A 14489-nucleotide genomic window follows, 5' to 3' on the forward strand; every position below is an offset into this window, starting at 1 on the left:
CTTCCATAAGCCCGGGTTCTCTTGAATACTCCGTCTGCCGCTCATCGTGGACGGAAATCACTGAAGCAACAGGAGGATCCCCACAGCCATGACCGAAATCAACCGGCGTCGCTTCCTTCAAATCGCGGGAGCCACCGCGGGGTTCACCGCTCTGTCCGGATCCATCGACCGCGCCGCAGCCATCCCCGCGGCGCGCCGCAGTGGAACTGTCCAGGACGTCGAACACATCGTCGTCCTCATGCAGGAGAACCGTTCCTTCGATCATTACTTCGGGTCGATGAAGGGCGTCCGGGGCTTCGGCGACCCCCGCCCGGTGACACTGCCCAGCGGCAAGCCGGTATGGCATCAGGCAAGCTTCTTCGGCAAGGAAACTCTGCCGTACCACCCGGACGCCGACGACCTGGGCATGCAGTTCATCGCAGGCCTCGACCACGACTGGGCCGGTGGGCACAGCGCGTTCAACAACGGTAAGTACGACAACTGGATCCCCGCCAAGGGAACCGGCACCATGGCGTACCTGACCCGGGAAGACATCCCGTTCCACTACGCCCTCGCCGATAAATTCACCGTCTGCGACGACTACCACTGCTCGTTCATGGGTGCGACCGACCCGAACCGCTACTACATGCTTTCCGGACACGTCGGCAATGACGGCACCGGCGGCGGACCGGTCCTCGGCAATCAGGAAGCGGGCTACGGCTGGACGACGTACGCCGAGCGCCTTGAGAAGGCAGGCATTTCCTGGAAGGTGTACCAGGACATCGGCGACGGCCTCGACGCGGCCGGCGGCTGGGGCTGGATCAACGACGCATACCGCGGCAACTACGGCGACAATTCCCTGCTGTACTTCAACAACTACCGCAATGCCAAGCCCGGAGACCCCCTTTACGAAAAGGCCCGCACCGGCACGAACGCCAAGGCGGGAGACGGATACTTCGACATCCTCAAAGCCGACGTCAGGGCCGGCAGGCTGCCGCAGATCTCCTGGATCGCCGCCCCCGAAGCGTTCTCCGAACACCCCAACTGGCCTGCGAACTATGGCGCTTGGTACATCTCGCACGTCCTTGACGCGCTCACCTCGAACCCCGAGGTATGGAGCAGGACCGCCCTGTTCATCACATACGACGAGAACGACGGCTACTTCGACCACGTCGTGCCGCCCTATCCGCCGGCCTCCGCCGGCCAGGGCCTGTCCACCGTCGATACAACGCTCGACCACTACAAGGGCAGTATCGGATACGCAGCAGGCCCGTACGGCCTCGGGCAGCGTGTCCCGATGATCGTTGTCTCGCCATGGTCCACCGGCGGATACGTCTGCTCCGAGACCTTCGACCACACCTCGATCCTGCGCTTCATGGAGAACCGGTTCGGGGTGAAGGAGACCAACATCTCGCCATGGCGGCGCGCCATCTGCGGTGACCTCACATCCGCCTTCGACTTCTCCCTCAAGAACACGAACCCGGCCGACCTGCCGGACACCGCGGGCTACGCCCCGCCGGACCGTGACCGACACAACAGCTACGTACCGCGGCCACCCGCCCAGGGGGCCCTGCCCCGGCAGGAGGCGGGGGCGCGGCCGAGCCGCCCGCTCTCCTACGCTCCGTACGTCGATGGGGCCGCAGACCTCTCGACCGGCAAGTACAAGCTGACGTTCAGCGCAGGGGACCAGGCGGGCGCCGCCTTCCAGGTACGTTCCCTGAATCGCACCGACGGCCCGTGGACGTACACGGCGGCAGCCGGGAAGCCCGTCTCCGACAGCTGGAACTCGTATTATTCCGGCGGCGGTTACGACCTCACGGCCCACGGCCCGAACGGGTTCCTGCGCGCTTTCAAGGGCAACAACAAGGCCGCCGAGCCGGAGGTGACGGCACGCCACGACGCCGGCAACCTGAAGCTCACCCTGACCAACCCGTCGACCGTCGACGCACACCTCACCGTGACCAACGCGTACGGAGGCCGGCGCCAGACCTGTACGGTCCGCGCCGGCGCCACCGTCGAGCAGAGCATCGACCTGTGCGCGACCAAGCGATGGTACGACCTGACGATCGTCGTCGAGGGCAACGCCGGATACCTGCGACGCCTGGCCGGGCACGTCGAGAACGGTCGGGTCGGCGTGAGCGACCCGGGCATCGCAACCGTGTGAGACCTGTGCCCCTCCGTCGGGGACGGAGGGGCGCACACCCGGAGGATGACGAGGCGTCGGCGTGATGTGCCCGGGCTCACCGCCCCGTCGGCCCGGCCCGTCGGGCCGGGACCTGATCGAGGAGACGACCGCGCTGCGGCCCGGCCGTCAAGGCGTCTCGTCGACGCAGGCCCGAGGTCCTACGACTGGGGCAGAAGGATGCGAAGCGCCTGTCTGCCCGCCTGTCCGGCTCGGGTGCGAGTCCGGCGCCCGGGTCCGCCGGAGCACGTACGGAATCCGCGACGTGAGCCCGGCGGGCGGCTCAGCCGCGCTGAGCGCGGATGAGGTCGCGGTACCACGCGAAGGACGCCTTCGGGGTGCGGACCTGGGTGTCGTGGTCGACGTGGACGAGACCGAAGCGCTGGTGGAAGCCCTCGGCCCATTCGAAGTTGTCGATCAGGGTCCAGGTGAAGTAGCCGCGCACGTCCACGCCTTGGGCCACGGCGGTGTCGACGGCCTGGAGATGGGTGTCCAGGTAGTCGATGCGGTCGGGGTCGAGGACGGCCCCGTCAGCGTTGACGACGTCCTCGGCCGAGCAGCCGTTCTCCGTGATGTAGACCGGCGGGAGTGCCGGGTAGCGCTCCTTGAGGCCGACGAGCAGTTCCCGCAGGCCGTCGGGGACGACGGGCCAGTCGAAGGAGGTGCGGCGGTAGCCCTCGATGGGAGCCTCTTCGAACGGCAGCCCCTCGGACGCCGGCGCCTGGATCCGGGTCGGGTTGTAGTAGTTGATGCCGAGCGCGCTCAAAGGGGCCGAGATCAGTTCGAGATCGCCGTCCCGTACGCAGCCGTCGAGGGTCACGTCCGCACCGAAGTCCGACAGGTCCGGGTAGGCGCCGGTGAAGATCGGGTCGTTGAACAGGCGGTTGTGCAGGTTGTCATAGGCTCGCGCGGCGGCGCGGTCGGCGGGGGAGTCCGAGGCGGGCCAGACCGGGGTGCAGTTGTTGGCGATCATCACCTGGAGGCCACGCGCCCGCAGCTCCCCGAGCGCCAGGCCATGGCCGAGCAGCTGATGGTGGGCGACCGGCAGGCAGTCCAGGAGCAGGGTGCGGCCCGGTGCGTGAGTGCCGAGCCCGTAGCCCCAGACCATGTGGATGAACGGCTCGTTGAGCGTTATCCACTTCTGGACGCGGTCGCCCAGCCTGTCGGCCATGATGGCGGCGTACTCGGCGAAGCGGTGTGCTGTGTCGCGGTTCAGCCAGCCGCCGTCGTCCTCGAGGGCCTGCGGCAGGTCCCAGTGGAACAAGGTCGGGACGGGTTCGATGCCGCGTGTGAGCAGGCCGTCGACCAGTCGCTCGTAGAAGTCCAGGCCCTTGGCGTTGACCTCGCCCTTGCCGGTCGGCTGGATCCGGGGCCAGGCGATGGAGAAGCGGTAGCCGGTGAGGCCCGCCTCGGCCATCAGTGCGATGTCCTCCTCGTACCGGTGGTAGTGGTCGCAGGCCACGTCACCGGTGTGCCCGTCGCGGATCGTGCCGGGCCGCGCGGTGAAGGTGTCCCATACCGAGGGTCCGCGGCCGTCCTCCTCGGTGGCACCCTCGATCTGATATGACGCCGTCGAGGCGCCCCAGACGAAGTCCGCAGGGAGATGGTCCAGTGTCACGTCTAACCTCCTAAAACATGAGCAGGGCTCACGTTAACCCGCTCGATGGGATGATGGAAGCGTGAATCAAGATCGCACCGCAGGGACGCTGCGCCGGCTGCCGGTCCAGAAGCGCAGCGCCGAACGCTTCGAACGGCTGCTGGACGCTTGCGCCGAACTCCTGGACGAGGTCGGCTACGCAGGGCTGACCACCAAGGAGGTGGCCCGCAGGGCCGAGGTGCCCATCGGCACCCTTTACCAGTTCTTCTCCGACCGGGAGGGGCTGATCGGTGCGCTCGCCGCCCGCAATCTGGAGTCCTTCCTGGGGCGGGTGACGGACCGGCTGGAGCAGGAGGAGCCCGAAGGCATCTCGGGCATCGTGGATGTGACCGTCGACGAGTTCGTCACCATGCGCCGGACGATCACCGGTTTCGGCGTGGTCGACTTCGGCGCGGTGGGACAGGACCACATCCTGGAACCGACCCTGGACAACAACACCGCGGTCGCCGGAAGGCTGCGCTCGCTGACCGCCTCCCTGATAGGGGTCCAGGACGACGCCGAATTCGAGATCGCGGTGCGGGTTGCCCTGGAGTGCGCGGACAGCGTGCTGCAACTCGCCTTCCGTGTCGATCCGCAGGGCGATGCCCAGCTGATCGCTGAGTGCAAACGAGTCCTCAACAGCTATCTGAACGACCGACGCCGGTGACCGGCGACCAGCAGTGCCCGACGCGTGCTTCGCGGCCGGAGGCACGAATGGGCGGGACCACCCGGGCGCTGTCGCGAGCCACGCCGGGTGTGATGCCCTGGATCTGCCGGGGGATGCCGCCGCCGCCCTGCCCGGGTGCTAACGGACGGCTTTGACCTTCCAGACCAGTACCGCGCCCAGCGCGGACAGGGCCGCCGAGCAGAGGAACAGTGAGCTGTAGCCCCCCGGACCGCTGAGCACGACCGAGGCGATCGCGGGAACGAGCACGTAGGGCAGGGAGGTCATCAGGTTGGCCAGGGCCATGTCCTTGCCGCGATCGGCCGAGGCGGGGAGCACCTCGGTGACCAGGGCGGTGTCGACGGCCAGGTACACGCCGTAGCCCAGGCCCAGGATGACGGCCGCGACCAGCGTCATGGTCCACGTGGGCGACAGCGCGAGGGGGACCGCGGCGACGGCCATCGTGAGGCCGCCGAGGAAGACCAGCATGCGCCGCTTGCCCAGCTTGTCGGAGAGCCAGCCGCTGAGCACGACCGTCGAGATCGTGGCCAGGCAGTTGATGCCGATCACGATGAGCAGGCCGTCCTCGGTGGACCGGCCGGGGAACAACTTCTCGTAGTGCAGGACGTCGTCCAGGAAGTACGGCAGGTAGAGCGTGCCCATGCCGTAGCCGAGACCCATGATGAAGCGGGAGCTCATCGCCCAGACGAAGTCGGGGTGCGCGCGAGGGCTGATCCGGTAGCCGTCCAGGAAGGTGCGCAGCGAGAACGGCTCGCGGTGCAGGCGGGGCAGCGGCGGATCCTTCATGGTGGTCGCGAACAGCAGGATCAGGAGCGGCAGTACGGTCATCAGCAGGTACTGCGAGGCGAAGCCGGTGACGAGACCGATCAGCAGCCCGCCCGCGATCAGGGCGCCCGCCTGCGGGACCATGGCCCAGCCCAGCACGGCACCGCGTTGGGCGACCGGGACCTGGTCGGGCACCACCGGCGAGAGTCCGGCGCCGATGATCATGAACGAGGCGGACAGTACGAGGGAGCCGAGCGCGACCCCGACGACCGTCGTCTGGAGGCCGGTGAAGACCAGCGTCGCCATGCAGACGAGCGAGCCCACGAGCATCCACGGCCGGCGGCGGCCGAACCGGCTGGTGGTGCGGTCGCTGAGCGCGCCGGCCAGCGGTGCGATGACGATGCCCGAGATCGCGCCCATCATGCTGACCCAGGCGTAGCTGCCGACCTTCCCCGCCGGGTCTATCTGGGCGATCTGCTCGGGCATCAGGAACGTGGTCGGCACCTGCATCGGGATGAACACGCCGACGTTGGCCAGGACGTACAGGGCGACCCAGCCGGGGCCGACCCGCCGGACGGGCTCGGCGAGGGCCTCGGGGTGCTCGGACAGCTGGCTGCGCTCGGGGCGCTCGGGCAGCTCGGGGGCAAGGCTCATCGGGACACTCTCTTGAGGTGGACGAGCTCGCTCGTCCAGTCGAAGGGCAGCAGCGGCGGGAGGCCGTGGCTGAGCAGGACGGCGCCCTCGTGGACGGCGCCGGTGGTCTCGTCCCGGTAGCGGGCGTCGGGGTCGAGGCCCTTCAGCCGGGTGCGGGCGACCGAGCGGGTCAGCGCGGACGGCTGGAACTGGAAAACGACGACCTCGTTCCCGTTGAGGTACTGCACGGCGTCGTGCTCCAGGCGGTACTGGACGCCGCCGTGCACCACGGGCCGGATCCGCTTGTACTGCTCGACCAGCATCCGGGCCCAGGCCAGATCCTCCTCGCTCCAGTTCCGCAGGTTGCCGCCGATGCCCATCGCCCCGGCCATCGAGACATGGAAGCGGTACCGGATCGAGGTCGGGCGGGCGGTGAAGCTGTGCGGGCTGTCGGTGACCCAGGCGCCCATGGTCCGGGCGGGCAGCAGCTGGCAGTGGCCGTGCTGGATCGCGACCCGGTCGGCGGCGTCGGTGTTGTCCGACGTCCAGACCTGGTCGGCGCGGGCCAGCACGCCCAGGTCGGCCCGGCCGCCGCCGCCCGCGCACGATTCCAGGTACAGGCCGGGACGGGCTGCGCGCAGCCGGTCCATCACCTCGTAGACCCCGCGCGTGTGCTCGATCCAGACTCGGTCGGGGTCGGCGGCACCGGGCTGCCCCGCCTCGCTGAAGGGCCGGTTCATGTCCCACTTGAGGAAGACCACGTCCAGCTCGGTGACGGTCCTGACCAGCCAGTCGACCGCCCATTCCCGGACGTCGTGGCGGGCGAAGTTCAGCACGTGCTGGTGGCGGCGCTGGGTTCGGGTACGGCCGTCCTGGCGCAGGATCCAGTCGGGGTGCGCACGGAAGAGGTCGCTGTCGGGGTTGACCGCCTCGGGCTCGACCCACAGGCCGAAGTCCATGCCCAGCGCGCGGACGTGGTCGGCCAGCGGGCCCAGGCCGTTCGGGAAGCGGTCGGGGTTGGGCCACCAGTCGCCGAGCCCTGCCATGTCGCTGGTGCGCGCGCCGAACCAGGCGTCGTCCACGACGAAGACCTCGACGCCGAGACCCGCGGCCAGGCCGGCCAGCTCGGTCTGCTGCTTCTCGCTGATGTCGAACTCGGTCGCCTCCCACGAGTTGAAGATCAACGGGCGTTCGGCAGGGCGGGCGGGCAGCACCTCACGTTCGACGTAGGCGTGCCAGCGGCGGCTGGTGCCGCCGAAGCCGTCGGGGGCGTACAGCCCGGTGAAGACGGGGGTCTCCAGACGCTCGCCGGCGGCCAGCTTCCAGACCAGGCCCTCGTGGCCGAACCCGCCCGTCCAGGAGGCGCGGCCGTAGGAGTCGCGACGCAGGGTGATCCGGCGGCTGCCGCTCCAGGCCAGGGCCGCGCTCCAGACCTCGCCGTGCTCCTCGGCGGCGTCCTGCGCGTCGAGCATCAGCCACGGCCCGGCGTGCTGGCCCGTGATGCCGAGCCGGCTGGTGAACACGGTCTCCCCGACGGGCACCCGGTCGCGCTGGAGCTGGAACTCCCGGCCCCATTCCCCCACCACATGGCTGACGCGGTAGTCGTCGCGGGCGGGCAGCGTCCAGGCGGCGGAGTCGAAGCGCAGGACGTCCACCGGCTCGTCCGCGGTGAGTACGGCCCAGCGCTCGATCTGGTCATGGCCGTCCCGGAGCCGGTAGTGCAGGTCGAGGCCGAGGGAGCGGACACGGTCGGTGAAGGAGAGCGTGAGCAGACCGTCCTCGACCGTGTGCGAGAGAAACCGCCACTCGAAGCCGCGGACACCGTCGTCGAACCGGACGGTCAGCGACTGCGCCCCGAACCGCAGGCCGCCCTCGACCACGTACTCCTCACCCCCGGGGTCGTCGCCGCCGGGGTCCTCGTCGGGCAGGTCGGCCGCGATCACGACGGCCTGCTCCAGGGTCAGCGGCCGGCCCCAGTGCACATGCCGGGGGGTGTCGTCGGCGTCCAGCCGGAAGGCGTAGGAGGCGCCAGGGGAGCTCAGGAGCCAGAGGCGGGCTTCGGAGTGGTGAGTGATCACGCAAGTCCTCAAACGTGAGTAGGGCTCATGTTTGGTCATACGTTAGGCATGTGAACCCGCGACGCCAAGCCCCCTGACGGTGGCTGTCGAAATTCGCGGCAGGTGGTTCCCCGCGCTCTGTGCGGACCGGGCGGCGAACGCGCCGGAAAGTCAGCCGGGGCCGGCCGGATCAGGAGAGCTGATCCGGCCGGCCCCGGCCCCGGGCGCCGCCTCATGGGCGGGTCAGTCGGCGTAGACGCCGACCTCGCGAAGCGAGTAGCCCCACTGGGTGCCGCGCTCCTGCCCGGTGATTCGGACGTGGCGCGCCCGAGTTGCGGCGAAACGTGCCGTGTCCAGGCCGCCGTCACCGGCGGTCGTGGACCAGACCGTCTTCCAGGTCGTGCCGTCCTCCGACAGTTCGACGCGGTACGACTTCCCGTACGCCGCCTCCCAGTCGAGGGTGACGCGGTCGACCGGCTTCGAGGATCCGAGGTCGATCCGCAGCCACTGGTCGTTGTTCCACTCGCTGGCCCAGCGGGTGCTGTTGTCGCCGTCCACGGCCTTGCCGGGCGCGAAGCTGACGAACGGGTTCCACCATTCCGACGAGGACGCCGAGGTGGTGGCGCCCGAGGCCAGGTTCGCCCCGGACTTGTGCTGCTCGGTGTTGCCCCAGGTGCGGAGGTAGGACTCGGCGCCCGAGAAGAGGTCGTCCACGACCCCCTGGCCGCCGACGATCCGGATGTCCTCTATCCAGTCCGGGACCATGCCGTAGTGCGAGGCGCCATCGGTGTTGAAGTCCCATGTGCGCTCGCCGGCGGTCTGCTTGTCGATCACCGAGCCGCCGTCCGTGCTGCGGAAGGGGTACTTGACCGGGTTCGGGGTGTCCCCGCCCCGCGGGGCCGGCCAGCCGCCGACACCGTTCATGTCGGTGCCGTATCCGTAGCCGACCTGGTACTTCTCACGCAGCGCGTCCGTGCGCCTGGCCTCCGCGCTGAACGCCTCGGAGCCGCTCATGTACTGGGCGGCGAACCCGCCGAGCTTGTAGAGCCGCTCGGTCCAGCCCAGGTCCATCCAGCTGTGCGAGGAGATGGCGCCCGGGTACGACTCCGACTCCATGATGTCGAAGGCCTGACCGGCGGCCTTGACGCTCATGTGGTCCAGTTCCAGCATCATGTGACGTTGCATCATGCCGCGCACCGCGTACGCGCCGAGGTCGGTCAGTCCGCGGGTGTTGCACTGCGCGTCCGAGGCGTACGAGGGGACGGCCACCCCCGCCGGCAGCTGCTTCTCCGCCTGGGGTGCCTTCGCGTTGCCGATGGGGTTGTCGTGCTGCGGGCCGCGGCAGGTCTCCGTCTTCCAGAAGGTGCCGGTCGACAGGAACTGGCCCACGTTGATGGCCGTACCGAGGGCGCCGGAGTCATAGCGCACCCCGCACAGGGCGTTGTCGAACTTGTGGCACAGGAACATGCTGCGCACGCCCAGCTTGTACAGCTCGTCGAGGCCGCGGTCGATGTCCTCCTTGCTGCATTGCGCGATGTCCAGGATCTGCTTGCAGCCGAACGGCTCGGAGGTCTCGACCCCCAGGACGACGGCCAGCTTGCCCTGCTTGATGACCTCGCGTGCCTGCGCGCTGTCGGTGACGATACGGAACCAGCCCTTGCCCGGGCCGCCGTACATCTTGTCGATGAAGGCCTGCATGTCGTACGACTTCTGCGCCTCCAGACGGATGGCGGTCATCTCGTCGCAGCTGCGGTCCTTGAAGAAGTAGACCGAGCAGATCACTCCATTGGTGACCAGGTCGTTGACCAGCACCCGCTGGCCGCCGCGCCATGCTCGCTCGATCCAGGCGTAGTAGTTCTGCTGATGGGTCAGTGAGTCGTGGGCGGGCCAGTCCTTGAACGTGGGCCACCCGTCGGGGTCGTGCTTCCCGTCCCCCTTGGTGATGAAGTCGAAGACGGCGCCCGTGCCGTCGGGGTAGTGCTCGGGGCAGTCCTTGAGCGCGTCGGTGACACCCTGCTCCGAGAACGGCTTGCCGCAGATCAGTCGGCCGCCGAAGCCCTCGTTGGACATGATGTGGTCGTGGGCGTCGACGAAGCCCTTTACGCGCCCCTGGGCGTCGGTGCCCTTGAAGGGCTCGCCCGTGACGTTGATCTGTGAGTCGGGTGTGGGCCGGGCGGTCGGATCCCACCAGTTGAGCTCCGACGCGGAGCTGGGCACCGGGCCGAGTACCAGGGTCATCACGGCGAGGAGCAGTGACACCACCGTGAGGGATCTGAATCTGTGGCGCGGAGGTTGAATCATGGTCATCGCGTAGATCCTTAAATGTGAGCGGGACTCATGTTCTTCTCATAACTTAGGGATACGAGCCCGCGACGCCAAGTCCCTGTCGGGGCCATCCCCGGGAAATGAGGAGGAGCACCCCCCGGAAACGGGTGCTCGCACACCTGTGTTCGAGATCATGGAGCGCATGGGCGCCCCGGACATGACGGGCGCGTGCGTGGGACGGGGCGACCCAGGCGCGGCGCCTTGGCGCGCGCCGCAGGCGGCGCCGCGCGTCGTGTGAAAGCCTGTTGTGATGCGGCCGTACGTCGGAGAAGGTCATGGGCATGGAGTTCTTCTGCTACCACCGCGACCGGCCCGACTCCCTCGCCCTGCGCAACGAACTGCTGCAAGAACACTGGTCGTACATGGACCAGTACGCCAGGGAGATGATCGCTCGCGGCCCGGTTTTTGCCGCCGACGGCGAAACGCCCATCGGCAGCGTGCACATCGTCGACCTGCCGGATCACGTCGCTGCCCGCGCATTCGCCTTCAATGAGCCCAACTACCAGGCCGGCGCGTACCGTGATGTGCTGCTGCGCCGGTGGCGCAACATGCTCGGAAGGACCATGTGGGACTTCCACGGCGGCCCGACCGGTGACGACCGGTACCTGGTACTCGGCCTCGGCTCGGGTCAGCCCGCCGATCTCGTCCTGCCGCGCGACCGGGACGAACTGATTGCGTTCGGTCCGCTGCTGTCCGACGACGGTGACACCTGGCTGGGTACTGCGGTGCTGCTCAGTGCTCCGGACCCGGACGCGGCACGCGCCGTCCTTGCCCCGGACGCGTACGCCGAAATCGAGGTGCACCACTGGGAGTTCGGCGGGCGACGGTCCTGAAGCGGCAGGGCAGCATCACGCCACCGAAGCCTGCCGGTTGACGTCAGCAGCCTCACGGCACCACGGTTCCAGCCACTTCCACAGATCCTGAACGGATGACCGGCGGGGACGGTGGGCGGCCTTTCCCGACCTCGCAGTGCTCATCGCGACTTGGACTCCTGCGCAACGAAGAAGCTCCTGCTGGGCGGTCTCTCACGCGATTGCACCCGCTTCCACCAGGAGCTTGGCGTGCCTGTCCACCCGTCCTCGATCGCTCTGTCCAGCCGCACCGCACGGTTCCCGATCGGACAACTGACGACCGGACGGCCGGACATCGGGACATGGCGGCGACGCCGTCCCGCCGTGTGCCAGGCCCTGCTCCGCCCTGGCCCGACTGAGGTGCGCCGCAAGGCGGCGGGACGCAGAAAACCTCTGATCACCCCTGGCATCACCTGGTCAACCAGGACACTTCACCTGAACGGTGCCGCCCTGGGCGCCATCCCGGATCGAATACGGCGATATCCAGGACGGCGCAGACGCCGTGCTCGCACCAGCTATCACCGACCTCCGAAAGCCGAGCCGCGCGCGATGTCTCCGGTTTCAGTTGCCGGGCGGCAGTAGGTTCCTCGTCAGGGTGAAGGCGGAACTCGCAGTTGCGAGAAAGGTATTGACGCGGCCGAGGACGCGGCTGGCCCGGTCGGTGTCCTGCGCACCGGCCGCGTCCGTCAGGTCTTCGGCATACTCCCGCGCCCTGACCGCCTCCTCGGACGGGGCGCTTTCCGAGTCGGCCATGAGAGCGGTGGCCAGCTGGTGGTACGAGATGCCGGACAGGTCGGCGCTGCTGTCACGCCCGCTGCTCTGGGCCACCCCGTGAGGGCTGTTGACGTTGACTGCCGCGAGGCCGCCCTCAGAAGCTGTTATATGCATGGATTCGTCACTGATCCCTGTCCACATGAAGTGCTTCCGGTACTCGAGCCAGCCCTTGCGGGTGAGGGCGTAGGAACCGAACTTCCATCCCTCGATACGCACGAGTCTGTGCTTGACGGGTTCGGCGAGGACAAGCAGTGCGTCGGCGCGGTTCCACTGCTGCTCGTCGAAGTACGGTGCCAGGCGGACTCGGGTGCCGAGGCTCGGGGATCTTCGGCAGATCTCCTGGAACGCCTGCTTCTGGTAGATGTCCAACCGATCCATGTTGATGGACAGGGCGGGAAGCCGCCAGGCGTGGAGCACGGTCCGGGTCTTCAGGAAAAGTCCGTACACGGCCAGGACGCACAACGTCAGGACGACAATCTCCATGCGGGTCCCTCACTCTCCCAGATTGTGCAAGCCATCTGATTTCGAGTCCGGTTGGCACTCATGGCGACGGCGTATGTGGCAGGTGCACCGTGCCCCATGCGCAGCCCCCTCGTCCTCGATCACGTCCCCGGGCCGGCCCTTCGCTGACCGCTACGGACTCGACCCCGCCAACCCCGGCTGCGACGGTTGCGCAAGAGGGGCATCCGTCACCCCCTCGCCAGCAAGGGCGCCGGCTCCTCCCGCACGGCTGCGTTGCCACCGCTGGGCCGTCGAGAGGACGGCGTCCTGGCTCGCCGGATCCCCCCGCCTGCACCGCCACTACGATCGCAAAACCCAGGGATGGACAGTCACGCACAGAAGGAACTGCAGAAGAGGACTACTCATGGGCGTGCCTCCAATGCTCGTGCACGCCATGTCATTGCGATCGTGTGCGGCCGGCAGCACACTTCCTCGTCGCCACGGAAGATTGACCACTGCGACGGGTGAGGACGAGCTGGGCTCTGCCCGATGGCGGAGCCCAGTGCCCCCCGTCCCTGACATCGTGGCGTGCGGTGGCATCCGCGAGTTGGCGATCCGCGCCACGTTACTTGTCGCTCAGCGCGACCCTTCCGTATCAGGCACACTGCCCAGTGCCATCTGCCTGAGCTCTCTGGGAGGCACGCCATATCTCGCGCGGAAGGCCCTGCTGAATTCCGGCGGGCGCAGAAACCCCCACCGGGCGGCGATGGCGCTGATCGGGCGCCGTCGCAGGCGGGGATCGGTGAGGTCGGCGTGACAGCGTTCCAGCCGACGCCGGCGTATTGAGGCCGCCACGGTCTCCTCCTGCTGCCGGAAGAGGGCGTGCAGGGATCGCAGAGAGATGTGATGGTGCGCCGCGATGTCCGCCGGGCTCAGTTCCGGATCACCGAGGTTGTGGTCGATGAAGGTGTTGACGCGGGCCAGAAGGGCCTGCCGGCGGGTCTCGGCCGGGAGGTCGCCGTAAGCATCGATGTGCTGCGCCAGGCAGGCGCCTGCCAGGTCGAGCGCCATCGCTCCCAGTCGGCCCAGATCGCGCGGTTCGCACTCGGGGCCGTAGGCGTCCAGAGTTGTCACGAACCGGGAGAGAATCGCTCCCATGCCGGTACGGGCGGACAGGGGCCGGGCGAGGAGCCGGTCGACCTTGTCGGGTGGGAGCGGCAGCTCCTCGCACGGCAGTTGCAGAATATGCGACTGAACGTTCCGGCCCCGGTCGGGCACCTCACCCTCGAACGGGTGCGAGCTGTTCCAGAGCACCATGTCGTCGCACACCAGCCCGGAGTCCTGGCGCCGCTGGCTGATCCACAGGGGCGTGCCGGAGACGAAAGTGAGCTGGTACGTGGCCGGATCGGCCTGCCGGACGTCGGCCCATGTGCGTTTCAGGTGCGCAGGCGGGCTGTCGAACGCGGCCACCCGTACGAGACCGAGATCCAGCAGGCAGCCCCTTGCGGGGAAGTCGGCATCGGCTCTTGCGCTGCTCACGGTGAGAGGAACCAGTTCGCGGGAGAGCATGTCCGCCCAGAAGGGCAACCGCTCCTGCGCGGGAAGTTCCTCGTTCGACACGTTCAGCCACATGTCCGCCCCTGCTATCGCCGCTCTGGTGATTACCCATCGGTTCGCCGAGACAGCTCGGCCCCCCGAGGCTATTACCGGCCTTGTCCAGTCGATACCGCCGAAGCGCATGCAGAAGGTCGCTCGTGAATGGCCCAGCCATGCGACGGACCACCTGCGGCGGCCGTGGGGACGCGGCCGACGGCAAGCGGAAGTGGGTCGCCGGAGACCGGGAGGGGACCATCCCGGCCGTCGCCGACGGGCGGGTATACGTCGCCGACCGCGAAGAATTCTCCCCACCCGTCCTGGCACTGGACGCCAAGGACGGCTCCGAAGTGTGGAGCGCCAGTCCCGGCGAACGGGTGGGGCTCACCGCGGACGGCAACCACCCCATCGTCCACGGCCGTTTGGTGTATGTGGCCACGTCGGGCCAACTGCTCGCCTTCGACGCGGCCACCGGCACGCACCCGACATAGGTCCGTCACCATTCGGTACCTGCTCGGCCCGCTACAGAACCTGAACGGGCGTTGTCCGGGCACGGCGGGCGTGGGAG

The 14489-nt window shown here is 68.3% G+C and carries 10 protein-coding genes; 4 read left to right on the plus strand and 6 right to left on the minus strand.

Annotation, left to right across the window (positions count from 1 at the left end):
• Positions 1-88 precede the first annotated feature (88 nt).
• Entirely contained in the window at positions 89-2143 is a 2055-nt protein-coding gene (locus tag ACIRJP_RS02685; protein WP_404167421.1) for a phosphocholine-specific phospholipase C, read from the plus strand.
• Between the two features lie 301 nt (positions 2144-2444).
• Here ACIRJP_RS02685 and ACIRJP_RS02690 read toward each other — a convergent pair whose 3' ends face one another.
• Entirely contained in the window at positions 2445-3779 is a 1335-nt protein-coding gene (locus tag ACIRJP_RS02690) for a GH1 family beta-glucosidase (protein ID WP_404167423.1), read from the minus strand.
• 61 nt (positions 3780-3840) lie between these two features.
• On the opposite strand from ACIRJP_RS02690, the gene ACIRJP_RS02695 reads away from it, so the two are divergent.
• Positions 3841-4464, plus strand: coding sequence for a TetR family transcriptional regulator (locus ACIRJP_RS02695; RefSeq protein WP_404167425.1), 624 nt, complete (start codon positions 3841-3843; stop codon positions 4462-4464).
• A gap of 138 nt (positions 4465-4602) precedes the next feature.
• Here ACIRJP_RS02695 and ACIRJP_RS02700 read toward each other — a convergent pair whose 3' ends face one another.
• From ACIRJP_RS02700 to ACIRJP_RS02710, 3 genes are all read right to left on the minus strand, one after another.
• Positions 4603-5901, minus strand: coding sequence for an MFS transporter (locus ACIRJP_RS02700; RefSeq protein ID WP_404167427.1), 1299 nt, complete (start codon positions 5899-5901; stop codon positions 4603-4605).
• Positions 5898-7958 (minus strand): alpha-galactosidase, encoded by a 2061-nt coding sequence (locus tag ACIRJP_RS02705; protein ID WP_404167429.1) that lies wholly within the window; start codon positions 7956-7958, stop codon positions 5898-5900. The genes ACIRJP_RS02700 and ACIRJP_RS02705 overlap by 4 nt, the downstream gene beginning before the upstream one ends.
• 222 nt (positions 7959-8180) lie before the next feature.
• Entirely contained in the window at positions 8181-10244 is a 2064-nt protein-coding gene (locus ACIRJP_RS02710) for a discoidin domain-containing protein (protein WP_404167431.1), read from the minus strand.
• 299 nt (positions 10245-10543) lie between these two features.
• Here ACIRJP_RS02710 and ACIRJP_RS02715 point away from each other — a divergent pair, with 299 nt between their 5' ends.
• Complete coding sequence (locus ACIRJP_RS02715; protein WP_404167649.1) at positions 10544-11095, plus strand: YciI family protein; 552 nt, start codon at positions 10544-10546, stop codon at positions 11093-11095.
• A 579-nt stretch (positions 11096-11674) separates the two neighbouring features.
• Here the strand turns inward: ACIRJP_RS02715 and ACIRJP_RS02720 are convergent.
• On the minus strand, positions 11675-12370 hold the full coding sequence (locus ACIRJP_RS02720; protein ID WP_404167433.1) for a hypothetical protein: 696 nt from the start codon (positions 12368-12370) through the stop codon (positions 11675-11677).
• Positions 12371-12964: 594 nt separating this feature from the next.
• On the minus strand, positions 12965-14068 hold the full coding sequence (locus ACIRJP_RS02725) for a helix-turn-helix domain-containing protein (RefSeq protein ID WP_404167435.1): 1104 nt from the start codon (positions 14066-14068) through the stop codon (positions 12965-12967).
• 29 nt (positions 14069-14097) lie between these two features.
• Between ACIRJP_RS02725 and ACIRJP_RS02730 the strand changes: the two genes are divergently transcribed.
• Positions 14098-14412: a PQQ-binding-like beta-propeller repeat protein gene (locus ACIRJP_RS02730; RefSeq protein WP_404167437.1), complete on the plus strand. Its 315-nt coding sequence runs from the start codon at positions 14098-14100 to the stop codon at positions 14410-14412.
• Positions 14413-14489 lie beyond the last annotated feature (77 nt).

This window comes from Streptomyces sp. NPDC102437, from assembly GCF_044765565.1.
In the GTDB taxonomy this organism is placed as follows: Bacteria; Actinomycetota; Actinomycetes; order Streptomycetales; family Streptomycetaceae; genus Streptomyces.

Coding starts and splice junctions, on each gene's coding strand:
- ACIRJP_RS02720 (WP_404167433.1), bottom strand. CDS start 12,370: ATGGAGATTGTCGTCCTGACGTTGTGCGTCCTGGCCGTGTACGGACTT.
- ACIRJP_RS02700 (WP_404167427.1), bottom strand. CDS start 5,901: ATGAGCCTTGCCCCCGAGCTGCCCGAGCGCCCCGAGCGCAGCCAGCTG.
- ACIRJP_RS02710 (WP_404167431.1), bottom strand. CDS start 10,244: ATGACCATGATTCAACCTCCGCGCCACAGATTCAGATCCCTCACGGTG.
- ACIRJP_RS02715 (WP_404167649.1), top strand. CDS start 10,544: ATGGAGTTCTTCTGCTACCACCGCGACCGGCCCGACTCCCTCGCCCTG.
- ACIRJP_RS02725 (WP_404167435.1), bottom strand. CDS start 14,068: ATGCGCTTCGGCGGTATCGACTGGACAAGGCCGGTAATAGCCTCGGGG.
- ACIRJP_RS02730 (WP_404167437.1), top strand. CDS start 14,098: ATGCGACGGACCACCTGCGGCGGCCGTGGGGACGCGGCCGACGGCAAG.
- ACIRJP_RS02685 (WP_404167421.1), top strand. CDS start 89: ATGACCGAAATCAACCGGCGTCGCTTCCTTCAAATCGCGGGAGCCACC.